This is a genomic window from Stutzerimonas stutzeri (assembly GCF_019090095.1).
In the GTDB taxonomy this organism is placed as follows: domain Bacteria; phylum Pseudomonadota; class Gammaproteobacteria; order Pseudomonadales; family Pseudomonadaceae; genus Stutzerimonas; species Stutzerimonas stutzeri_AN.
Window position 1 is genome coordinate 892,471 of record NZ_JAGQFP010000002.1, and the last position, 20,474, is coordinate 912,944.

Genomic DNA, 20,474 nt, shown 5'->3' on the forward strand with positions numbered 1-20,474 from the left:
TCACCGCGGGCTCTAGCTAGTACTCGGTTTCCGGCAAGCTGCTGATGATGTGCCGATAGCTGGCCATCCGTTGCGGCTGGATTTGCCCCTGCTCCAGTGCCTTTAAGAGTGCACAGCCCGGCTCACGGTCATGCTTGCAGTCGCGAAAGCGGCAATGCCCGAGCAGTTCCTGAAACTCGATGAAACCGGCTTCGACGTCGCCGCGGCTGACGTGCCCCAGACCAAACTCACGGATGCCGGGTGAGTCGATCAGCTCACCGCCACCGGGAAAATGGAACAGCCTCGCGGTGGTGGTGGTATGGGTGCCCTTGCCGGTCATTTCCGACAGTGCGCCGACCCGGGTGTCGACTCCCGGCAGCAGGCTGTTCACCAACGAAGACTTGCCTACGCCGGACTGCCCGACGAACACACTGACATGGCCGTCGAGGCGCGCTTTCAGGCTGTCCATGCCGGCCCCGTCATGGGCGGACACTTCCATCAACGGGTAGCCCAGCGTTCGGTACACCGCCAGCAACGCGTCGAGCGCGCCCTGATTCTGGGCGTCGATCAAGTCCGCCTTGTTCAGCAACAGCAGGGGCGTGATGCCGGCATGCTCGGCCGCGACCAGGTAGCGATCGATCAGGTTGGCATGAGGCTCCGGCAGCGGGGCAAAGACAATGACGATCAGGTCGACGTTGGCTGCCACCGGCTTGAGCTGGCCGCGGGTATCGGGGCGGCACAGTTCGGTTTGCCGCGGCAGTTGCGCGACGATCACGCCGATGCCCTGGTTGCCCGGCCGCCAGACCACGCGATCGCCGGTCACCAGAGCTGGCAGGTTGGCGCGTAAGTGGCAGCGGAACACCTGCCCGCGATCTTCGCCTTCCTGCGCCTCGACTTCCACCTGTACGCCGAAATGAGCGATCACCAGGCCGGTCTGTTCCGGACCGAGATCGCCACCTTCGAGTTCTTCGATGGCGCGCGATTCGCGCCGCGCGGCCCGCGAAGCGCGCTCTTCCTGGATTTTCTCGATGCGCCAGCTTTGCCGGCGGTTGAGGTGGCGTTTGGCCATTTAGATGCGATGCCCAGGCTGGAAAAGTAGGCGAGTCTAGCATGCCCCCGCGTGCGGCTACGGCCCTGTATGGCGGCGGGTTGGAGGGTTAGACTCGGTGTCGGTTCCACCTTCGATGAGCGCCTATGCCAGCGTTACCCTTTGCGCGGTTTCCCATTCTGCTGGCAATGCTAGCCCAGCTGCTTTCGCTAGCCCTCACCTGGTTCGCGTTACTTGCCCTGGCTCGTCTGCTGGGCTGGCATGGCAGCCTGTTCACCGCGGCGTGTCTGCAGGGCTCGCTCGCGGCATTGCTCGGGCTGCGGTTCGGGCTGTCGCGTTGGTGGCTGCCGATCAACGTCGGTTTCGTACCCGGACTGGTGCTGGCGCAAGGGCATGCGTTGCCCCCGTGGCTGCTGCTGGCCGGCTTTGTCGCCTTGCTGTTGCTGAACTGGAACGCGCTGGGCGAGCGGGTGCCGCTGTACCTGACAGGCAGCGCAGCCGAGCAGCGCTTGAAGCAGCGCCTGGCCGAGCTGCCCGAGGGCTTTCGCTTCATCGATCTGGGTAGCGGGCTGGGCGGTACCTTGCTCCGGCTGTCGCGGGCCTATCCCTCCGCGCACTTCGTCGGCGTCGAGACCGCCCCCCTGACCTTCGCGCTGTGCTGGTTGCGCTGCCTGTTCCAGCACAACTGCCAGGTGCGCTTTCGTAGCTTCTGGCGCGAGCCGCTGGGGGGCTACGATGTGGTTTATTGCTTCCTCTCTCCGGCGCCGATGCCGGCGCTGTGGCGCAAGGCGCGCGACGAGATGCGGTCGGACGCCTTGCTGATCAGCAACAGCTTCGAGGTGCCCGGCGTCGAGGCGCAGGAAACCCTCAACATCGATGACTGGCGATATTCGCGCCTGCTGATCTGGCGTCCGGGCGTCGATGCGCAACCTGACGGCCGATCCGTGAACGGCTAAACTGCGCGCCACAGCCGAGGAGCCCACCATGCAGAACCCCCAGAATCTGATCTGGATCGACCTGGAAATGACCGGTCTGGATCCTGACAACGACGTCATCATCGAAATGGCCACCATCGTGACCGACAGCCAGCTCAACGTGTTGGCTGAAGGGCCGGTCATCGCCATTCATCAGAGCGACGAGATTCTCGCCGGCATGGACGAATGGAATACGCGGCAGCATGGCGGTTCCGGGCTGACGCAGCGCGTGCGTGACAGCCGGATTTCCACTGCCGAAGCCGAGGCGCAGACCTTGGCCTTTCTCGAACAGTGGGTGCCCAAAGGCAAGTCGCCGATCTGCGGCAACAGCATTTGTCAGGATCGGCGCTTCCTGTACCGGCGCATGCCGCGCCTGGAGGCCTATTTCCACTATCGCAACCTGGATGTGTCCACGCTCAAGGAGCTGGCCGCGCGCTGGGCGCCGGAAGTACTGGCCAGCTTCAAGAAGGGTGGCACGCACCTGGCGCTGGATGACATTCGTGAATCCATCGCCGAGCTGCGGCACTACCGCGAACACTTCATCAAGGCCTGATTGCTGATCGCCCAAGTGGGCGCACCACCCTTCGTGCCGCGCGAGGGGTGGCGAAGCGCTGAGCTATCCGCGCCTTCGGCCCGTTAGCGTCCCAGCTTGCGCAGCTCGTCGGACTCCACCACGCGGATGCCGTCATCCTCTTCCAGCGCCAGGCGCCAGAGGGCACGCGCCAGGGTGCAGGCGGAAATGCCGCGGTACTTGCCCGGCAGCAGGTGGGAGAGCGGGGCGGTCAGGCGCTCCACCGGGCGCACTTCCATGCGCGGCCCCAGCAACTGCGAGGGGCGTGCGATGGTCAGTTGCGGCCAATCCTGCGCGCGCAAGGCCTCTTCCATTTCGCCCTTGACCCGGCAGTAGAAGATCGAACTGTCCGGACTGGCGCCCAGCGAGCTGATCACCAGCAGATGCCGGGCGCCCAGTTCACGGGCGCGCCTGGCGAATTCGACGACCAGATCGAGGTCGATGGCGCGGAACGCGTCCTGGCTTCCGGCCTCCTTGAGGGTGCTGCCAAGGCAGCAGAACGCCGTGTCTATCTGGCCCGAGAGCTGCGGCAGCAAGGTTCGCAGCGGGCCGATCGGGTTATCCAGCCGTGGGTGCTCGGCCAGGGGTTTGCGTGTGGGCGCGAGGACGCACTCGACCGTCGGTTCGTTGAGCAGGCGGTCGAGCAGATGCTCGCCGGTCAGTCCGGTGGCGCCGGCAAGCAAAATGCGCTGGGGCGTCAAATACATGGTTTGGCTTCCTGTGACGATTCAGTCGGTGGGCGTCTGCTGTGCTTCGATCAGCGACCGCCAGTGTGCGACAACCTGCTGCGGCGCCCAGATCTGCGGCTCCGAAGCCTGATAGTGGTCGGCTTGCTCCCGTTCGGCAACCCTCGCCTGTGCCAGCGTGAACGCTTGCTCGATATCCCGGGTTTGCTGCAGTGCTTCGGCGAACAGGGCGCGACCGAAATAGGTGAAGTCGCTTTCCTCGGAGCAGCCGAACGACACCCGGTCGGCACGCGCAGCGGTGATCACCAGCGTATTGGGGCTCTTCAGCGGCTCGATGAAGCCACCGGAATAACAGGCCGAGATCACCACCACCTTGTCGCGCTCGGCGAGCGGCTGCAGCAGTGTCGCCAGGTCCGCTGCCGGCAGGTCTTCCAGGGCCAGGCGGGGCTGCGCCAGTACCAGCTGGTGATCGGCGGAACCGTGGCTGGTCAGGTAGATGAAGATCAGGTCCTCGCTGCCGCTGCGCTCGGCCAGCGTGCGGATGGCACGTGCGATCGTCTCGCGGGTGGCCAGCGGCCGCTCGGCGAGACGGTCGCGATGGTTGACCAGGGTGATCTGGCCGCGGGCGGCGAAGCGTTCGGCCAGCAGCGCGTCGACGTAGTCCACTTCGCGCAGGAACACGCTCTGGCGTCCGTCGCCGGCGACGGTGAGGCTGTAGAGTTCGGCAGCAGGGGTCGAGGCCGGCACCGCCTCGAGGGCATCGGCAAGCAACTGCCCCTGGCGCAACAGGCCGATCTCCAGCGGGTCGGGTAGTTGTTTGCCGGCGGCGTCATGGCTCAGGCGGCCGGCGCGCCAGGTACCGCGCTGTTCGCTGCCGTCAGCGAGGGTGAGGGTGCCCGGGCCGTCGAAGCGTCCGGCGCGAAAATGCCCTTGGTAAAGGCTGCCGTCCGGCTGCCGCAGTTGCCCTTCGCCCTGGTACTGCCAGCGGGTGAGTTCGCCCTCATAGCGGGTGCCGTCGCTGCCGACATATTCGCCTTGTCCGCTCAGCTCGCCCTGCTCGAAGTGTCCGCTCCAGACATTGCCGGCGGCGTCTTCGTAGCGGCCTTGACCGTGGAACAGGTCGTTCTCGAAGTGCCCGCTGTAGTGCTCGCCATCACCGCCCCGATAGCTGCCTGGGCCGTTCAACTGGCCATTGACGAAGGTGCCGCTGTATTCACCGTCGGCGTCGTGGCGGCGGCCCTCGCCACTGGGCTGGCCGTTGGTGAACTCGCCCTGGTAGGTTGTGCCGTCGTGTTGCAGCGTGCCCTGGCCGTGGTAGAGCCCGTCTTTGAAGTTGCCTTCGTAGTGCAGGCCCGGCTCGGTATAACGGCCCTTGCCGTTGAGACTGCCGGCGCGGAACCGGCCCTCGTAGACGCCGCCAGTGGCGTAGCTGAAACGCCCCTGGCCGTCGAACAGGCCCTGTCTGAACTCGCCTTCGTAGCGGTCGCCATTGGCACCTTGCCAGATGCCCTGGCCATGCCACTGGCCGTCCTTGAACCCGCCGCGGTAATGGCTGCCGTTCGGGTAGTCGATTCGGCCCTGGCCCTGCAGGCGACCGTCGATGACCTCGCCGCGGTAGCGACCGCCATCGGGTAGCACCGCATCGGCCGGTAGCAGGGGCTCGCCCTCGCCGCAGGCGACCAGCAGGCAGGCGAACAGAAACGGGGTGAGGCGGCGCATGCGGCTATCCAGTGGGGCGATGCCGGCAGTATGCCGCAAACGGGACGGGGTGCGACAACGGCGCACCCCATGGAATCAGACGACGCAGAGTGCCAGGGTCTCGGCGATGTAGGCGGGTTTTTCGACGCCTTCGATCTCCATGACGGCTCGGGCCTTGAGCAGCCACTGCCCCGGATTCTTCTCGTAGGCGTCGAGCAGTGTCGCGGATACACGAACGCGCGACCCGACTCTCACCGGCTGGATGAAGCGCAGGCTGTCGAGCCCGTAGTTGACCCCCATTTTGGTGCCTTCGGGCCGGACCATCAGGTCCTCCATCAACATGGGCAGCAGCGACAGGGACAGGTAGCCATGGGCGATGGTGCCGCCGAACGGCGTCTGGGCCGCTTTTTCCGGATCGACATGGATGAACTGATGGTCGCCGGTGCATTCAGCGAACTGGTCGACGCGCTGCTGGTCGACGGTGAGCCACTCGGAGTGACCGAGCGCCTTGCCAATATAGTTCTTGAGTTCCGCGACGGGTACCTGCGGCATATTACCTCCGGATGTTTGTCGTTATTCGGCTGCGGTGTCTGCGGGTTAGATCAGCATGGGCCTGCCGGCGGATCAAGCACGCATGGTTGTGCGAATGGTGCCCCATAGGCCAGGCCCGTGCGGCTGCCCGCCGTGTAGCGGCGAGTGGCTTATAATGTCGACTCTTTCGCTCTGGAGACGTCCATGCTGCTACGCGGCCTAACCTGGCTGGTGCTGTTCCAATTGCTCGGCACTGCACTCAACGTGTTGATCCTGCCGGTGCTGCCGGGGCCGATCATCGGGCTGGTGCTGCTGTTCGTGGCGCTGTTGATGCGTGGCCAGGCCAGCGAGTCCCTGCAACTGGCGGCCAGCAGCCTGTTGCGCTACCTGCCGCTGTTGCTGGTGCCGCCGGCGGTGGGTGTGATGGCCTATACCGAGGCGATTCTCGAGGATTTCTGGGCCATCATCGGCGTGCTGGTGCTCTCGCTGGTGGTGTCGCTGGTTTTCACCGGTTGGCTGATGCAGGCGTTGATCCGTCGCCAGCAGCGCCGGGCGGGCCGAGCATGATCGGTGGGCAATGGCAGGCGGCCTGGGAGGCGGTGATCCATCACCCCTTGTTCGGCGTAGCGATCACCCTTGCCGCCTTTCAACTGGCTTATGCCGCCTACGAAAGGACTCGCTGGGTATTTCTGCAGCCGGTACTGGTGTCGATGCTGGTGGTCGTCGGCATCCTGCTCGCCTGCGGCCTGACGTACCAGCAGTACCGCACCAGCGCGCAAATGCTTACCGTCCTGCTCGGACCGGCCACCGTGGCGCTGGCGGTCCCGCTGTATCTGAATTTGCGCAGGATTCGCGAGCTGTTCGGTCCGATCATGCTGACCCTGCTGCTGGCCGGCACCGGTGTGACGGCGCTGGGCATGGCTCTGGCGTGGGCCTTTGGCGCCGATCAGGTGATTCTGATGACCCTGGCGCCGAAATCGGTGACGTCCCCGATCGCGATGCTGGTGGCCGAGCAGATCGGTGGGGTGGTGGCGCTGGCCGCGGTGTTCGTGATGATCACCGGCATCATCGGTGCGATCGTCGGTCCGGAACTGTTGCGCCGCTTTGGCGTTCAGCATCCTGCAGCCCGCGGAATGGCGCTGGGCCTGTGCGCCCATGCGGTGGGAACCGCGCAGGCGCTGCAGGAAAGCGAGGAGTGTGGTGCCTTCGCCGCGCTGGCGATGAGCTTGATGGGTGTGATGACCGCCGTGCTGCTGCCGCTGGCGGTGTTGCTGTTGTCCTGAGGAGTGGCTATGAAGCTGCCGTTGTTTCCGCTCGATACCGTACTGTTTCCCGGATGTACGCTCGATCTGCAACTCTTCGAGGCGCGTTATCTGGACATGATCAGCGGATGTCTGAAGGCCGGTCATGGCTTCGGCGTGGTCGGCCTCATCAAGGGCAGCGAAGTCGGGCTGGCGGCCAGTGAATATGCCCTGACCGGCTGCGAGGCGTTGATCCGTGACTGGCAGCAGCAGTCCAACGGCCTGCTCGGTATACGGGTAGAGGGCGGTCGCCGTTTCGATGTGCTGACGGCTCAGGTGCAGCGCGACCAGTTGATCGTCGCCGAGGTCGATTGGCGCGACGAGGAGGACGAGTCGCCGCTGGGTGACGAGCACGCCGACCTGGCGGTCCTGCTCGAGGCGCTGGGTCAGCACCCATTGGTAGAAACCCTGGGGATGGGCGGGCCGGTGCAGGGTCAGCGCGCCTTGGGCTACCAGTTGGGCTATCTGTTGCCGTTCCAGCCGGCACAGAAGCTCGAATTGCTCCAGCTGAACGATTCGCCGTCGCGGCTACAGCGTATCCAGGGCTGGCTCGAGCAGCTGCAAGGCGAAGCCGTGCAATAGTGCGCCTGTTGGCTCATTGGTAGCGATACAGCAGCATGGCGCCGGGCAGCGCCCAGACGACGAACGCACCGATCAGGCCCAGCACGGATGGCAGAATCAGCCACCACACTTTCGGTGAAAGCGCGCCCATGGGGGCTTTCCATTGCACCAGCGTCAGGCTGGCGGCGCACAGGGTGGCGGCGAGCATTGCGCCGCCGATCACGTCGGTCGGCCAGTGCACGCCCAGGTAAACCCGAGACAGCGCGATGGCGGTCGCCGGCAGGGCTGCCAGCAACACCCAGGCCAGGCGCAAGCGCGGCGGTTGCCCGCGTCCGGCCAGCACGCCCAGGGTCAGGAAAAAGGCGAAGGCCGCCGAGCTGTGGCCACTGGGGAAGCTGAAGCTGTGCAGCGGTTCGACCAGGACTTCCGGGCGCACCCGGCCGAAGGTCGCTTTCAACGCACCATTGGCCAGCGCCGTGCCCAGCAGCGTCAGAATGGCGAATGCGGCAGCGCGCCATTGCCGCACGCCGATCAGCAACAGGCTCAGTAACACCGCGGCCCACAGCTGGGTACGGAAGTCGCCGGCACGGGTGACCACCACCATGAAACGATCGAAGCCCGAGCTGCGCTCGCCTTGCACGACCGCCATCAAGCCCTGGTCGAATTCCACCAGATAGGGCCAGCCGAAGAACAGGCCGATCAAGGCGGCGGCGCTCAGGCCTGTTGCATACGGCGTGACCCAGCGCATCTGGTGCAGGCTGCAGTGCACCACGCCGCCGATGAGCAGCAGCAGTACTGCGATCACGAGACCTGCCTCAGGCCAGAAGCCTTCGGGCAGCGGCAGCCGTACCGCCGCGCCGGCCGTCCAGCCTGGCAACAGATAAGCCATGGCCCAGCCGGCAGCAGCCACCAGGCTGACCAGCAGAAAGCGTCCGAACGGCATGTCGAGCATGCCAGCGGTGAGCGGGAGCATTGGCCGCAGTGGGCCAATGAAGCGCCCCACCAGCAGGCTGGCGATGCCATAACGATCGAAATACAGCTCAGCGCGGGACAGCCACTGCGGGTTATCGCGCAGGCCCCGCATATTACGAATGCTCTGGTGATAACGGCGCCCAAGTCCGTAGGACAGCAGGTCGCCCAAGAGGCCGCCGGCATAACCCAGCAGCAGGGTCTCGCCGAGGCTCAGCACGCCACTGCCGGCCAGCACCGCGATACCGAAGATGAGAACGGTGCCGGGCATCAGCAGGCCCACCACGGCGAGGCACTCCAGACAGGCCACCAGAAACAGGCTCACGCCCAGCCATTGCGGATTGTCGGCGAGCCAGCCGGTAAGTGTGGTGAGCCATTCGAACATGGGGTTTCCTCGAGTCGAGAGGGTTTCGACCCGGCAGCTGGCGCTCCGGTTTCAAGTGCCGGCCATGATACTGCCAATGCCGCGGCCGGCCGCGACGGCTTTGGCTCGCGGTGCGTAGCCGCCGGCGGTGCGCCGCGTCCGATTGATCCCAGCCATGGCGCATCGGCCTTTTCAGCCATTCGCCCGACGCCGCTGTGCGCCGGGCGCATGGGTGGCTATAATCAGCCGCTTTCTCTCCAGTCAGGCCAGCCAGACCATGACCGAGTCCGTACTCGATTACATGACCCGCCTCGGTCGCGCCGCGCGCGAGGCGTCGCGCGTGCTTGCGCGTGCCACCACCGCGCAGAAGAACCGTGCCTTGCATGCCGCTGCGGCCGCGCTCGACGCCGCCCGCGAGGAACTGGTCAGTGCCAATCAGCGTGACCTTGCCGCTGGGCGTGCCAATGGCCTGGACGAGGCCATGCTCGACCGGCTGGCACTGACACCCGCGCGTATCGACGACATGATCGAAGGGCTGCGCCAGGTCGCGACCCTGCCCGATCCGATTGGTGAGATCCGCGACATGCGCTATCTGCCCTCCGGCATCCAGGTGGGCAAGATGCGTGTGCCGCTGGGCGTGGTCGGCATCATTTACGAATCACGGCCGAACGTGACCATCGATGCTGCCAGCCTGTGCCTGAAGTCGGGCAATGCCACCATCCTGCGCGGTGGCTCCGAAGCGATTCATTCGAATCAGGCGATTGCCCGTTGCATCCAGCTGGGGTTGGCCGAAGCCGAGTTGCCAGCTGCGGCGGTTCAAGTGGTCGAGACCACCGATCGTGCCGCTGTCGGCGCGCTGATCACCATGCCGGACTACGTGGATGTCATCGTGCCGCGTGGCGGCAAGGGCCTGATCGAACGCATCAGCCGCGATGCCAAGGTGCCGGTGATCAAGCATCTGGACGGCATCTGCCACGTCTACATCGACCAGGCCGCCGACATCGACAAGGCCATTCGTGTGGCCGACAACGCCAAGACCCAGCGTTACGCGCCGTGCAACACCATGGAAACCTTGCTGGTGCATGCGGCCATCGCCGAGCGCGTATTGCCGCCGCTGGCCGCTATCTACCGTGAGAAAGGCGTCGAGCTGCGCGGCTGCCCGCGCACCTGCGCGCTGCTCGGCGAAGCCGTGCATGCCGCCAGCGAAGAGGATTGGTCGACCGAGTACAACGCGCCGATCCTGTCGATCCGGGTGGTCGATTCCCTCGACCAGGCCATCGAGCACATCAATCACTACGGCTCGCAGCACACCGACGCCATCATCACGGAAAACTTCACCGATGCGCGCCGCTTCCTCACCGAAGTCGACTCGGCGTCGGTGATGGTCAACGCCTCCACGCGCTTTGCCGACGGTTTCGAGTATGGTCTGGGCGCCGAGATCGGCATCTCCACCGATAAGCTGCACGCGCGCGGGCCCGTAGGCCTGGAAGGGCTGACCAGCGAGAAATATGTCGTCTTCGGTGATGGCCATGTGCGTACTTGATGGCCGTTAAGCAACGGCCACGGCGCATCGGCGTTCTCGGCGGTACCTTCGATCCGGTGCACATCGGGCACCTGCGTGGGGCGCTGGAGGTGGCCGAGACGCTCGGCCTCGACGAAGTCCGGCTGGTTCCCAATTTCCGCCCGCCTCATCGCGAGGCGCCGAACAGCTCCGCTCAGGATCGTCTGGCCATGGTTCGGTTGGCTGTGCAGGACCTGCCATTGCTCGGGGTGGATGCGCGCGAACTGGAGCGCGACAGACCGTCGTACACACTCGACACGCTGGTGTCGTTGCGTGAAGAGCTGGACCACAACGATCAGATCTTCCTCATCGTCGGCTGGGACGCTTTTTGCGGACTGCCCACCTGGTATCGCTGGGAAGAACTGCTCGATCACAGCCACATCCTGGTCCTGCAACGGCCGGATGCCGATAGCGAAGCGCCGGAAGCGTTGCGCAATCTGCTGGCGGCGCGCAGCGTCAACGACCCGCTGGCGCTTGCCGGCCGCGGGGGACAAATCGCTTTCGTCTGGCAGGCGCCGCTCGAGGTGTCGGCGACACGAATTCGTCAATTTCTGGCCAGCGGCCGGTCGGTCCGTTTTCTGGTACCCGACGCCGTACTGGCTTATATCAACGCGCACGGACTTTACCGGGCGTCGAACTGAGGTTGTTTCACGTTATGCAGAATGAAGCTTTGGTCCAGCTGGCCGTCAGCGCCCTGGAAGACCTGAAAGGGGCCGACATCACCACCATCGATGTGCGCGGCAAGACCAGCGTCACCGATTTCATGGTGATCGCCAGCGGTACGTCCAGCCGCCACGTCAAGTCGCTGGCCGACAACGTGCTGGAAAAGGTCAAGGAGCAGGGCGTGCGGCCGCTGGGCAGCGAAGGCCTGGACGGCGGCGAGTGGGCGCTGCTCGATTTGGGCGATGTGGTGGTGCATGTCATGCAGGTGCCGACTCGCCAGTTCTATGACCTCGAGCGTCTCTGGCAGGGTGCGGAGCAGAGCCGCGCGCAGCACGCCGGCGAGCCGGAATAAATACCCGTGCGGATCAAGCTGGTGGCGGTGGGTTCGAAGATGCCGCGCTGGGTCGAGGACGGCTGGCACGAATATGCCAAGCGTCTGCCGTCCGAGCTACCGCTGGAGCTGCACGAGATACCGCTCAACACCCGCGGCAAGAACGCCGATGTGGCGCGGCTGATACGCCAGGAAGGCGAGGCCATGCTGGCCAAGGTGCAGCCGGGCGAGCGCATCGTCACCCTGGAGGTGACCGGGCGCCTCTGGAGCACCGAACAACTGGCTGCCGAGCTGGAGCGCTGGCGCCTCGATGCGCGTAACGTCAACCTGATGGTCGGGGGGCCGGAAGGGTTGGCGCCCGAGGTCTGCGCGCGCAGTGAGCAGCGTTGGTCGTTGTCACCCTTGACCTTGCCGCATCCGCTGGTGCGCATCCTCATCGGCGAGCAGATCTATCGCGCCTGGTCGTTGCTTTCGGGCCACCCCTACCACAAGTAGTCCAGCCAAACCCAAGATGTCACAGCCCATTCCCCTCAAAGATCACGAAAAAGACGCCCGTCTGGTGCGTCAGCGGGTGCTCGTGGGCGGCGTGATAGTGGCGCTGCTGATCGGGGTGTTGATTGCGCGTTTGTATTACCTGCAGGTCATCCAGTACCAGTACCACTCCACGCTCTCGGAGAACAACCGGGTCCATGTCCAGCCGATTCCGCCCAATCGTGGGCTGATCTTCGACAGAACCGGCAAGATCATTGCGGACAACCGTCCGAGCTTCAGCCTGACGGTTACCCGTGAGCGTGCCGAGGATTGGCGCCAGACGCTCGATACCGTGGTCGAGGTGCTGGGACTGTCGAGTGAAGAGCGCGAGCTGTTCGAGAAGCGCGTGCTGCAAGGGCGACGGCCGTTCGAGCCGGTGCCCATCATGTACGAGCTGTCCGAGGAGCAGATCGCCCGCATCGCCGTCGACCAGTTCCGTCTGCCTGGGATCGAGGTCGCGGCACAGTTGGTCCGGCATTATCCGCAGGGCGAGCACTTCGCGCATTCGGTCGGCTACGTCGGGCGCATCAACGAGGCGGAGGTCAAGCAGCTCGATCCGGTCAACTACAGCGGCACGCACCACATCGGCAAGACCGGCATCGAACGCTTCTACGAAGACGCTCTGCACGGCCAGGTAGGGTACGAGGAAGTCGAGACCAACGCCCGTGGGCGGGTGCTGCGGGTGCTGAAACGCACCGATCCGATTCCTGGCAAGGACATTACCCTGACCCTGGATCTGGAGCTGCAGAAGGCGGCGGAGGCTGCACTGGCGGGGCGCAGGGGCGCGGTCGTGGCGCTGCAGCCGGCCACCGGCGAGGTGCTGGCGATGGTCAGCCAGCCGAGCTTCGACCCCAATCTGTTCGTCACCGGTATCAGTTTCAAGGACTACGGCGCGCTGCGCGATTCGATCGACCGGCCGCTGTTCAACCGCGTGTTGCGCGGCCTGTATCCGCCCGGCTCGACGATCAAGCCAATGATGGCGGTGGCCGGTCTGGATACCGGTGTGGTCACCGAGGACACCCGAGTGTTCGACCCTGGCTTTTTCCAGCTGCCGAACGTCAAGCACAAGTACCGCAACTGGAACCGAGGGGGCGATGGCTGGGTAAATCTGGAAACCGCCATCATGCGCTCCAACGACACTTATTTTTACGAGCTGGCCCACAAGATGGGCATCGACCGCATGTACGACTACATGACTCGCTTCGGCATCGGCCAACGCGTGTCGCTCGATATGTTCGAGGAGACAGCCGGCCTGATGCCGTCGCGGGATTGGAAGCGAGCGCGCTATCGCCAGGCCTGGTATCCAGGCGAGACGGTCATCCTCGGCATCGGCCAGGGCTATATGCAGGCCACGCCTTTGCAGCTGGCGCAGGCCACGGCGTTGATGGCGACCCATGGCAAGTGGATCCGCCCGCATCTGGCGAAAAGCCTCGAAGGTCAGGCGCCGGTCGATCCGGAGCCGATGCCCGACATCCAGTTACGCGATCCGCGCTACTGGAAGGCAGCGATCAATGGGATGGAACAGGTGCTGCACGGCGCGCGCGGCACGGCAAAAAAAGTCGGCGACACCATGAAATACCGGGGCGCTGGCAAGAGCGGTACCGCCCAGGTGGTGGCGATCAAGCAGGGCGAGCGCTACAACAGCGGCAAACTGGCCGAGCGTCATCGTGACCACGCGCTGTTCGTGGCCTTTGCCCCCGTCGACAATCCGCAGATCGCAGTGGCGGTCATGGTCGAAAATGGTGAGTCCGGTTCCGGGGTCGCGGCACCGGTGGCCAAGCAGGTCATGGACGCCTGGTTGCTCGATGAAAACGGTGAATTGAAGGCCGAATATGCGAAACCGCCGACCGCCGAGGTGGCAAAGCCATGAGCGGGACATTTGATCGTACCCTGTCGACCACCGACGTGATGCGTCGGCGGGCCACCCTGCTGCAACGCATGCACATCGATGGGGTGCTGTTGTTGCTGTTGTTGGTGCTGGCTGCCGGCAGCTTGTTCGTGCTCTATTCGGCCGGTGGCCGGAACTGGGACCTGCTGCTCAAGCAGGCGGCGTCCTACGGGATCGGCCTCGGCGCGATGCTGGTGATCGCCCAGCTGGAGCCGCGATTCATGGCGCGCTGGGTGCCTCTGGGGTATCTGCTGGTCGTGGCGCTATTGGTGGCGGTGGATTTCGTGGGTTACACCGCGATGGGCGCGACGCGCTGGATCAGTATTCCGGGGGTGATTCGCTTTCAGCCGTCGGAATTCATGAAGATCATCATGCCGATGACCATTGCCTGGTACCTGTCGGCCAGGGCGCTGCCACCCGGACTCAAACATACGCTGGTCAGCCTGGGGCTCATCCTGACGCCCTTCGTATTGATTCTCAAACAGCCGGACCTGGGCACCTCGATGCTGGTACTGGTCTCCGGCGCCTTCGTGCTGTTCATGGCCGGGCTGCGCTGGCGCTGGATACTCGGTGCGGTTGCAGCCCTGGTCCCCGTTGCCGTGGGCATGTGGTACTTCGTCCTGCACAACTACCAGAAGCAGCGTGTGCATACCTTTCTCGATCCCGAGAGCGATCCGCTGGGGACCGGCTGGAACATCATCCAGTCCAAGGCGGCGATTGGTTCCGGCGGCGTGTTCGGCAAGGGCTGGCTGATGGGCACCCAGTCGCACCTGGATTTTTTGCCGGAAAGCCATACGGACTTTATCATTGCGGTCCTCGCGGAAGAGTTCGGCCTGGTCGGTGTCTGCTTGCTGCTGCTGGTGTACTCGTTGCTGATCGCGCGCGGGCTGGTCATCACCGCCCAGGCGCAGACGCTGTTCGGCAAGCTGCTCGCCGGCGCGCTGACGATGACGTTCTTCATTTATGTATTCATCAACATCGGTATGGTCAGCGGGCTGCTTCCAGTCGTAGGCGTGCCGTTACCCTTTATCAGTTTCGGTGGCACTTCATTGGTGACCCTGCTATCAGGGTTCGGGGTTTTGATGTCGATCCACACCCATCGCAAGTGGATCGCACAGGTTTGAATAGAGTGAATTTCTTGAATCCATTACGGCGTGGCTGGTTGGCACGGGTGCTCTGCGGGGCGGGTTTGTTCGGTGGGTTCGGCGGCGCCTGCGTGGCGGTCGCGGCGGACTATGAAGGCGAAAAGGTTGCCGAGTTCGTTCGTGAAATGACCCAGGATTACGGATTCGCCAGTGAACAGTTGGTGGAGATGCTGGCCCAGGCCGAGCGCAAGCAGGCGATTCTCGATGCGATCTCGCGACCGGCCGAGCGCGTGAAGCCCTGGAAAGAATACCGGCCGATCTTCATCACCGATTCACGTATCGCGCAGGGGGTCGACTTCTGGCGGGAAAACGAAGCGGCGCTGACGCGGGCCGAGCAGGTTTATGGCGTGCCGGCGGAGATCATCGTCGCCATCATCGGCGTCGAAACCTTCTACGGACGCAATACCGGCAATTACCGCGTCATCGATGCGCTGTCGACATTGGGTTTCGATTATCCGCCGCGCGAACCCTTCTTCCGCCAGCAGCTCAAGGAGTTTCTGTTGCTCGCGCGTGAAGAGCAGGTCGATCCGCTTACCTTGACCGGGTCCTATGCCGGCGCGATGGGTCTGCCGCAATTCATGCCGAGCAGCTTCCGTGCTTATGCCGTGGACTTTGACGACGATGGCCATATCGACATCTGGAAGAATCCCGTCGACGCCATCGGCAGTGCCGCCAACTACTTCAAACAGCACGGTTGGTTGGCCGGCGAGCCGGTGGTGGCTCGCGCCACCGTCGAGGGCGAGCGGCACAGCGAAGGCCTGACCGAGGGCCTCGAGCCGGTCCTGAGCGCGGCCGAGTTGCGTCAGCTGGGCTGGCACTGGCAGACCGACGAACAGATCGCCGATGACACCGCCGTGACCGCCTTTCGCCTGGATGGCGCAGACGGTGACGAGTACTGGGTCGGCCTGCCGAATTTCTATGTCATCACGCGCTACAACCGGAGCGTGATGTACGCCATGGCGGTGCACCAACTTGCTGAGCGACTGGCCCGCGCGCGAGGTGAGCAATGACCGTTCGTTTGCTGGCGGCGGCCCTTGCCGCTGTGGTCCTGGCTGGTTGCTCCTCGTCGCCGACACCGCGCTCGTCGGGGCCGGCAGCGAGTGCCGAGGTGGGCGATCCGCGCGACTATGCGCGCCCGCACAAGGACGGCGCGCCCTGGTGGGATGTCGATGTCTCGCGCATCCCGGATGCCACGCCGATGCCACATAACGGCCCGTTCAAGGCCAACCCCTACACGGTGCTCGGCAAGACCTACTACCCGATCGGCGACGGCCGTCATTATCGCGAGACCGGGACGGCGTCCTGGTACGGCACCAAGTTCCATGGCCAGCCCACGGCCAACGGCGAGAAGTACGACCTGTATGGCATGAGCGCTGCGCACAAGACGCTGCCTTTGCCCAGCTACGTTCGAGTGACCAATCTCGACAACGGCAAGACCGTGGTGCTGCGGGTCAACGATCGCGGCCCCTTCTACTCGGACCGGATCATCGACCTGTCTTTCGCCGCGGCGAAAAAGCTCGGTTATGCCGAAGTCGGTACGGCGCGGGTCAAGGTTGAAGGCATCGATCCCGAGCAGTGGTGGGCCGAACGCGGAAAGCCGGTGCCCATGGTCCTTGCGCAAGCTCCAACGGCCGGCAGCAAGGCGGCCGCCCCGTCGCTGGCGCAGCCCGTCGAGCAGTACACGCCACCGCCGGCGCAACACGCTGGCGCCACCTTGCCGGTGCAGGTCGACAACGGCGACCAGGCGCCGGCTGGCAAGTCGGGCGTGTTTCTCCAGGTCGGTGCATTCGCCAACCCGGACGCGGCCCAGCTGCTGCGTGACAAGCTCAGCAGCATGACTGCCGCGCCAGTGTTCGTCAGTTCCGTGGTGCATCAGGAGCAGATTCTGCATCGGGTGCGCCTGGGGCCGATCCACTCCGCGGACGAGGCCGCGCAGCTCGAGCAGAGTGTTCGTCTCGCCAATTTGGGAGACCCCAGACGAGTACGGGGTGATTGATCCCTTTCCGGTGCTCGACTAGACCTATGCGGCGCTTCATCAACAACCCTTTGGCACATCAATCTTCTGAGAGAGCAATGACTATCACCACCTTCGTGCATCGACTGTTCCTCCTCATCGCACTGGTCGTCGCGCCGGTAGCCTGGGCCGAGCCGGTCATTCCCTCACCGCCGCAGCTGGCGGCGAAATCCTACGTTCTGATGGACGCGGCCAGTGGCAAGGTGCTGGTCGAGAACGCTGGAGACGAGCGACTGCCGCCGGCCAGCCTGACGAAGCTGATGACCGCTTATATCGCCACGCTGGAAATCAAGAAGGGCCAGATCTCTGAAAGCGACATGGTGACCGTCAGCGAGAAGGCCTGGCGTACCGGTGGCTCGCGGATGTTCATCCAGGTCAACACGCAGGTCTCGGTCGACGATCTGCTGCACGGCATCATCATCCAGTCAGGCAACGACGCCAGCGTCGCCATGGCCGAGCACATCGCCGGCAGCGAGGAGGCCTTTGCTGACCTGATGAACAGCACGGCCCAGCGGCTGGGGATGAGCAACTCGCACTTCATGAATGCCACCGGCCTGCCGCATCCGGAGCATTACTCTTCGGCCGCCGACATGGCCAAGCTGGCCCGCGCGATCATCCACGAGGATGCGGCGCACTACAGCATCTACGCGCAGAAGGAATTCTTCTGGAACAACATCAAGCAGCCCAACCGCAACCTGCTGCTGTGGCGGGATAAGACCGTCGACGGGCTCAAGACCGGTCATACCGAGGAAGCGGGCTACTGCCTGGTCGCCTCCGCGGTGCGTGACGGCATGCGCCTGATCAGCGTGGTCTTCGGCACCAACAGTGAGCAGGCCCGTGCGGCCGAGACGCAGAAGCTGCTGACCTACGGTTTCCGTTTCTTCGAAACCAAGACCTTCTATCAGAAGGGTGTCGAGCTGGCCAAGTCGCGGGTCTGGAAGGGCCAGCAGGACCAGATCAGCGCTGGTCTGCAGGACGACCTGACCCTGACCCTGCCACGTGGACAGCTGGACAAGCTGCAGGCCGGCCTGACCTTCAATCCCGAACTCACGGCCCCGATCCAGCAGGGCGACGTGATCGGTCGCGTCGACGTCACGCTCGATGGTCAAGTCTTGCAGAGCACCGACCTGATCGCCCTCGAGGCCGTGGAAGAGGGTGGGCTGTTCAGCCGGCTCTGGGATAGCATCCAGCTGTTCTTCTTCAATCTCTTCAACTGATGCTTGAGCACACCCGGTCCTCCACCGGGTGTGCTTGCGGATCACGAGTCCGTTACCCATGACTGACACTAAAACTGATGCAACGCCACCCAAGATCGAATTTCCCTGCGAGCGTTACCCGATCAAGGTGATCGGCGATGCCGGCGAGGATTTCAGCGAGACGGTCGTCGACGTCATTCGGCGGCATGCGCCGGAGTTCGACGAAACCACCATGGTGGTTCGTGACAGCCGCAACGGGCGCTTCCTGTCCGTTCAGGTGCTGATCACCGCCACCAGCGTCGAGCAGCTGCAGGCGATCCATGTCGACCTTCGCGCGACCGGACGTGTGCACATGGTGCTCTGATGCCTGGTCGCCCGTACCGCGTTCGCGGTGTACACCTCCAGCCCGAAGGCGGCACGCCGCGATGACCGCCTCTGTTCTCGGGGTGCGTGAGTTCGGCTTGCTGGACTACCAACCCACCTGGCAGGCGATGCAGCGTTTCACCAATGAGCGCGGACCGGCCACCGGCGACGAGATCTGGCTCTTGCAGCACCCGCCGGTGTTCACCCAGGGGCAGGCCGGCAAGCCCGAGCATCTGCTTCTTCCCGGGGAAATACCGGTGGTTCAGGTTGATCGGGGCGGGCAGGTGACCTACCACGGCCCGGGACAGCTGGTGTGCTACCTGCTGCTGGATGTCAGGCGGCTAGGCATCGGGGTCCGCGACCTGGTCAGCCGCATCGAGCAGAGTCTCATCGATCTGCTGGCGAGCTACGACGTATCGGCGGTCTCCAAGCCCGACGCGCCGGGTGTATATGTCGGGGGCGCGAAGATCGCATCGCTCGGTCTGCGCATCCGAAACGGGCGCTCGTTTCACGGTCTGGCGCTCAATGTAGACATGGACCTGGAACCGTTCGGGCGGATCAATCCGTGCGGCTACGCCGGCATGCCCATGACCCAATTGACCGATCTGGTCGCAGGGCCAGTAGTCTTTTCCGAGGTCTGTGCCCGCCTGCGCGAGCAGCTGGTCAAACACCTCGGCTATGCGCAGCAGCAAACGCTGATGGGGCCAATAGCAGGCTGCTAGGCCTCGGCGCGCGTGGCGAGCATGTGTGTGGGTGTCGGGCGGTGCGGCGGTTCATGCGCCTGCCCTGAGGTCCGGGGCAGGCGCTAGTCGACCGGTCAGTTCAGGTTGAGGGTCGGGATCAGGCTGCTGTCGAACGGCTGGCCCGGAACCGGTACCGGCGCGGCCAGACCCAAATTGTTCTTTTCGAATACCCGGTCGGCTCGGTAGCTGGAGCGCACCAGCGGGCCGGCGGCGACCTCCATGAAGCCCTTTTCCAAACCGATGTCGCGCAACCGGTTGAACTCTTCCGGGCTGACCCAACGCTTGACCGGCAGATGGTTGCGGGTCGGCTGCAGATACTGGCCGAGGGTGAGGATGTCCACGCCGATGGCGCGCAGGTCATCCATGGTCTGCAGGATTTCTTCGTCGGTCTCGCCCAGGCCAAGCATCAGGCTGGTCTTGGTGAGCACTTCCGGGCGGTGCTTCTTCGCGTGCTCGAGCACCTTGAGGGTCTTCTCATAGCCAGCACGGGGATCGCGTACTTCCCGGGTAAGACGTTTGACCGTCTCGACGTTCTGCGCGAACACCTCGAGGCCTGAGTCCACCACGCGTTCGATCGCCTGGTGATCGCCGTCGAAGTCCGGCGTGAGCGCCTCGACCACTACCTGCGGGGTGTTTTCCTTGATGGCCCGAACGCAGGCGGCGTAATGGCTGGCACCGCCATCGTCCAGGTCGTCGCGATCCACCGAGGTCAGCACGATGTAGCGCAGCGCCATCAGCTCCACCGACTTGGCGGTGTTCTGCGGCTCTTCCAGATCCAGCCAGCCATTGGGATTACCGGTGTCCACCGCACAGAAGCGGCAGGCGCGGGTGCATACCGAGCCCATCAGCATGATGGTGGCGGTGCCATTGGACCAGCATTCACCCATGTTCGGGCAGTGCGACTCCTGGCAAACGGTGCTCAGGCGATGCTCGCCGACGTTGCGCTTGACCGCTTCGAAGCGGCTGCCGCTGGGCGCCTTGACCCGCAGCCACTTGGGCTTGGGTTCAAACACCTGGGGTTCGCTCGAGGCCCGGCGCTTCTGCCCGTCCTTGATCGCGGTAATGCCCTGGGTAGTGCGGAATTTTTCACCGCTGGCAACGGTTTTGGGCTGGGAGATATCGGACATCGGCTTTCTGGGCTCCGCTAGAGGCTCCGGGACGAGGCGGTTTTTGACCGCCGGGCAGTTTATCACAGGCCTGACTGCACAGTCCGTTCAGCGAACCGTGCAGCCGGGTGTCGGCCGTCCAGGTGGCAGACCCGGTGCTCAGGAGGTTAGCCCGGCGTCGCTAAGCCAACGGCTAGCGCGAGCCGAATGAGCAATCGGCGACTGGTGCCGGATAGGGTAACGGCGCGGCT

General features: G+C 64.4%; 22 protein-coding genes. 16 read left to right on the forward strand and 6 right to left on the reverse strand.

Annotation, left to right across the window (positions count from 1 at the left end):
* Positions 1-16: 16 nt before the first annotated feature.
* Entirely contained in the window at positions 17-1,048 is a 1,032-nt protein-coding gene (gene rsgA, locus KVO92_RS13645) for a small ribosomal subunit biogenesis GTPase RsgA (RefSeq protein ID WP_217476165.1), read from the reverse strand.
* A 125-nt stretch (positions 1,049-1,173) separates the two neighbouring features.
* On the opposite strand from rsgA, the gene KVO92_RS13650 reads away from it, so the two are divergent.
* Together KVO92_RS13650 and orn are read left to right on the forward strand one after the other, a co-directional pair.
* A complete protein-coding gene (locus KVO92_RS13650) occupies positions 1,174-1,983 on the forward strand; it encodes a class I SAM-dependent methyltransferase (protein WP_217476166.1) in 810 nt (269 codons plus the stop codon).
* 28 nt (positions 1,984-2,011) lie between these two features.
* A complete protein-coding gene (gene orn, locus KVO92_RS13655; RefSeq protein WP_217476167.1) occupies positions 2,012-2,554 on the forward strand; it encodes an oligoribonuclease in 543 nt (180 codons plus the stop codon).
* 83 nt (positions 2,555-2,637) lie between these two features.
* On the opposite strand, the gene KVO92_RS13660 is transcribed toward orn, so the two are convergent.
* The 3 genes from KVO92_RS13660 to KVO92_RS13670 form a co-directional block, all read right to left on the reverse strand.
* Positions 2,638-3,279, reverse strand: coding sequence for an oxidoreductase (locus KVO92_RS13660; protein WP_217476168.1), 642 nt, complete (start codon positions 3,277-3,279; stop codon positions 2,638-2,640).
* Between the two features lie 21 nt (positions 3,280-3,300).
* On the reverse strand, positions 3,301-4,977 hold the full coding sequence (locus KVO92_RS13665) for a C13 family peptidase (RefSeq protein WP_217476169.1): 1,677 nt from the start codon (positions 4,975-4,977) through the stop codon (positions 3,301-3,303).
* A 75-nt stretch (positions 4,978-5,052) separates the two neighbouring features.
* Positions 5,053-5,508, reverse strand: coding sequence for a MaoC family dehydratase (locus KVO92_RS13670; protein WP_217476170.1), 456 nt, complete (start codon positions 5,506-5,508; stop codon positions 5,053-5,055).
* 183 nt (positions 5,509-5,691) lie between these two features.
* Between KVO92_RS13670 and KVO92_RS13675 the strand changes: the two genes are divergently transcribed.
* Genes KVO92_RS13675 through KVO92_RS13685 form a run of 3 tightly spaced genes read left to right on the forward strand, consistent with a single transcriptional unit; the run spans position 5,692 to position 7,370 of the window.
* Positions 5,692-6,054, forward strand: coding sequence for a CidA/LrgA family protein (locus KVO92_RS13675; RefSeq protein WP_217476171.1), 363 nt, complete (start codon positions 5,692-5,694; stop codon positions 6,052-6,054).
* Positions 6,051-6,770 carry an LrgB family protein gene (locus KVO92_RS13680; protein ID WP_217476172.1) on the forward strand — a complete coding sequence of 240 codons (720 nt, stop codon included), beginning with the start codon at positions 6,051-6,053 and terminating at the stop codon, positions 6,768-6,770. The genes KVO92_RS13675 and KVO92_RS13680 overlap by 4 nt, the downstream gene beginning before the upstream one ends.
* Positions 6,771-6,779: 9 nt before the next feature.
* Entirely contained in the window at positions 6,780-7,370 is a 591-nt protein-coding gene (locus KVO92_RS13685) for an LON peptidase substrate-binding domain-containing protein (RefSeq protein WP_217476173.1), read from the forward strand.
* Positions 7,371-7,383: 13 nt separating this feature from the next.
* Here the strand turns inward: KVO92_RS13685 and KVO92_RS13690 are convergent, their stop codons facing one another.
* On the reverse strand, positions 7,384-8,703 hold the full coding sequence (locus KVO92_RS13690) for a bifunctional DedA family/phosphatase PAP2 family protein (RefSeq protein ID WP_217476174.1): 1,320 nt from the start codon (positions 8,701-8,703) through the stop codon (positions 7,384-7,386).
* Positions 8,704-8,959: 256 nt separating this feature from the next.
* On the opposite strand from KVO92_RS13690, the gene KVO92_RS13695 reads away from it, so the two are divergent.
* From KVO92_RS13695 to lipB, 11 genes are all read left to right on the forward strand, one after another.
* Positions 8,960-10,225 carry a glutamate-5-semialdehyde dehydrogenase gene (locus tag KVO92_RS13695; protein WP_217477256.1) on the forward strand — a complete coding sequence of 422 codons (1,266 nt, stop codon included), beginning with the start codon at positions 8,960-8,962 and terminating at the stop codon, positions 10,223-10,225.
* Complete coding sequence (gene nadD, locus KVO92_RS13700; protein ID WP_217476175.1) at positions 10,225-10,884, forward strand: nicotinate-nucleotide adenylyltransferase; 660 nt, start codon at positions 10,225-10,227, stop codon at positions 10,882-10,884. Before KVO92_RS13695 ends, nadD begins: the two co-directional genes overlap by 1 nt.
* A 14-nt stretch (positions 10,885-10,898) precedes the next feature.
* Positions 10,899-11,258, forward strand: a complete 360-nt coding sequence (gene rsfS, locus KVO92_RS13705; RefSeq protein WP_217476176.1) for a ribosome silencing factor — start codon at positions 10,899-10,901, stop codon at positions 11,256-11,258.
* A 6-nt stretch (positions 11,259-11,264) separates the two neighbouring features.
* The gene (rlmH, locus tag KVO92_RS13710) at positions 11,265-11,732 is read left to right on the forward strand and encodes a 23S rRNA (pseudouridine(1915)-N(3))-methyltransferase RlmH (protein ID WP_217476177.1); all 468 of its coding nucleotides are present in this window, start codon (positions 11,265-11,267) and stop codon (positions 11,730-11,732) included.
* Between the two features lie 16 nt (positions 11,733-11,748).
* Entirely contained in the window at positions 11,749-13,638 is a 1,890-nt protein-coding gene (gene mrdA / locus KVO92_RS13715) for a penicillin-binding protein 2 (protein ID WP_217476178.1), read from the forward strand.
* The gene (rodA, locus tag KVO92_RS13720) at positions 13,635-14,780 is read left to right on the forward strand and encodes a rod shape-determining protein RodA (protein WP_272876509.1); all 1,146 of its coding nucleotides are present in this window, start codon (positions 13,635-13,637) and stop codon (positions 14,778-14,780) included. Before mrdA ends, rodA begins: the two co-directional genes overlap by 4 nt.
* A gap of 47 nt (positions 14,781-14,827) precedes the next feature.
* Entirely contained in the window at positions 14,828-15,811 is a 984-nt protein-coding gene (gene mltB / locus KVO92_RS13725) for a lytic murein transglycosylase B (protein ID WP_217477258.1), read from the forward strand.
* Entirely contained in the window at positions 15,808-16,797 is a 990-nt protein-coding gene (locus KVO92_RS13730; RefSeq protein WP_217476179.1) for a septal ring lytic transglycosylase RlpA family protein, read from the forward strand. The genes mltB and KVO92_RS13730 overlap by 4 nt, the downstream gene beginning before the upstream one ends.
* Positions 16,798-16,874: 77 nt before the next feature.
* Positions 16,875-18,032 carry a D-alanyl-D-alanine carboxypeptidase family protein gene (locus tag KVO92_RS13735; RefSeq protein WP_217476180.1) on the forward strand — a complete coding sequence of 386 codons (1,158 nt, stop codon included), beginning with the start codon at positions 16,875-16,877 and terminating at the stop codon, positions 18,030-18,032.
* 58 nt (positions 18,033-18,090) lie between these two features.
* Positions 18,091-18,375 carry a DUF493 domain-containing protein gene (locus tag KVO92_RS13740; protein WP_217476181.1) on the forward strand — a complete coding sequence of 95 codons (285 nt, stop codon included), beginning with the start codon at positions 18,091-18,093 and terminating at the stop codon, positions 18,373-18,375.
* A 61-nt stretch (positions 18,376-18,436) separates the two neighbouring features.
* Entirely contained in the window at positions 18,437-19,096 is a 660-nt protein-coding gene (gene lipB, locus KVO92_RS13745; protein WP_217476182.1) for a lipoyl(octanoyl) transferase LipB, read from the forward strand.
* 95 nt (positions 19,097-19,191) lie between these two features.
* Here the strand turns inward: lipB and lipA are convergent, their stop codons facing one another.
* Positions 19,192-20,244 carry a lipoyl synthase gene (lipA, locus tag KVO92_RS13750; RefSeq protein ID WP_217476183.1) on the reverse strand — a complete coding sequence of 351 codons (1,053 nt, stop codon included), beginning with the start codon at positions 20,242-20,244 and terminating at the stop codon, positions 19,192-19,194.
* Between the last annotated feature and the right edge of the window lie 230 nt (positions 20,245-20,474).

Excerpts from the sequence above, each read along its gene's own strand:
- rsgA (WP_217476165.1), bottom strand. The coding sequence starts at position 1,048 with ATGGCCAAACGCCACCTCAACCGCCGGCAAAGCTGGCGCATCGAGAAA.
- KVO92_RS13650 (WP_217476166.1), top strand. The coding sequence starts at position 1,174 with ATGCCAGCGTTACCCTTTGCGCGGTTTCCCATTCTGCTGGCAATGCTA.
- orn (WP_217476167.1), top strand. The coding sequence starts at position 2,012 with ATGCAGAACCCCCAGAATCTGATCTGGATCGACCTGGAAATGACCGGT.
- KVO92_RS13660 (WP_217476168.1), bottom strand. The coding sequence starts at position 3,279 with ATGTATTTGACGCCCCAGCGCATTTTGCTTGCCGGCGCCACCGGACTG.
- KVO92_RS13665 (WP_217476169.1), bottom strand. The coding sequence starts at position 4,977 with ATGCGCCGCCTCACCCCGTTTCTGTTCGCCTGCCTGCTGGTCGCCTGC.
- KVO92_RS13670 (WP_217476170.1), bottom strand. The coding sequence starts at position 5,508 with ATGCCGCAGGTACCCGTCGCGGAACTCAAGAACTATATTGGCAAGGCG.
- KVO92_RS13675 (WP_217476171.1), top strand. The coding sequence starts at position 5,692 with ATGCTGCTACGCGGCCTAACCTGGCTGGTGCTGTTCCAATTGCTCGGC.
- KVO92_RS13680 (WP_217476172.1), top strand. The coding sequence starts at position 6,051 with ATGATCGGTGGGCAATGGCAGGCGGCCTGGGAGGCGGTGATCCATCAC.
- KVO92_RS13685 (WP_217476173.1), top strand. The coding sequence starts at position 6,780 with ATGAAGCTGCCGTTGTTTCCGCTCGATACCGTACTGTTTCCCGGATGT.
- KVO92_RS13690 (WP_217476174.1), bottom strand. The coding sequence starts at position 8,703 with ATGTTCGAATGGCTCACCACACTTACCGGCTGGCTCGCCGACAATCCG.
- KVO92_RS13695 (WP_217477256.1), top strand. The coding sequence starts at position 8,960 with ATGACCGAGTCCGTACTCGATTACATGACCCGCCTCGGTCGCGCCGCG.
- nadD (WP_217476175.1), top strand. The coding sequence starts at position 10,225 with ATGGCCGTTAAGCAACGGCCACGGCGCATCGGCGTTCTCGGCGGTACC.
- rsfS (WP_217476176.1), top strand. The coding sequence starts at position 10,899 with ATGCAGAATGAAGCTTTGGTCCAGCTGGCCGTCAGCGCCCTGGAAGAC.
- mrdA (WP_217476178.1), top strand. The coding sequence starts at position 11,749 with ATGTCACAGCCCATTCCCCTCAAAGATCACGAAAAAGACGCCCGTCTG.
- rodA (WP_272876509.1), top strand. The coding sequence starts at position 13,635 with ATGAGCGGGACATTTGATCGTACCCTGTCGACCACCGACGTGATGCGT.
- KVO92_RS13730 (WP_217476179.1), top strand. The coding sequence starts at position 15,808 with ATGACCGTTCGTTTGCTGGCGGCGGCCCTTGCCGCTGTGGTCCTGGCT.
- KVO92_RS13735 (WP_217476180.1), top strand. The coding sequence starts at position 16,875 with ATGACTATCACCACCTTCGTGCATCGACTGTTCCTCCTCATCGCACTG.
- KVO92_RS13740 (WP_217476181.1), top strand. The coding sequence starts at position 18,091 with ATGACTGACACTAAAACTGATGCAACGCCACCCAAGATCGAATTTCCC.
- lipB (WP_217476182.1), top strand. The coding sequence starts at position 18,437 with ATGACCGCCTCTGTTCTCGGGGTGCGTGAGTTCGGCTTGCTGGACTAC.
- lipA (WP_217476183.1), bottom strand. The coding sequence starts at position 20,244 with ATGTCCGATATCTCCCAGCCCAAAACCGTTGCCAGCGGTGAAAAATTC.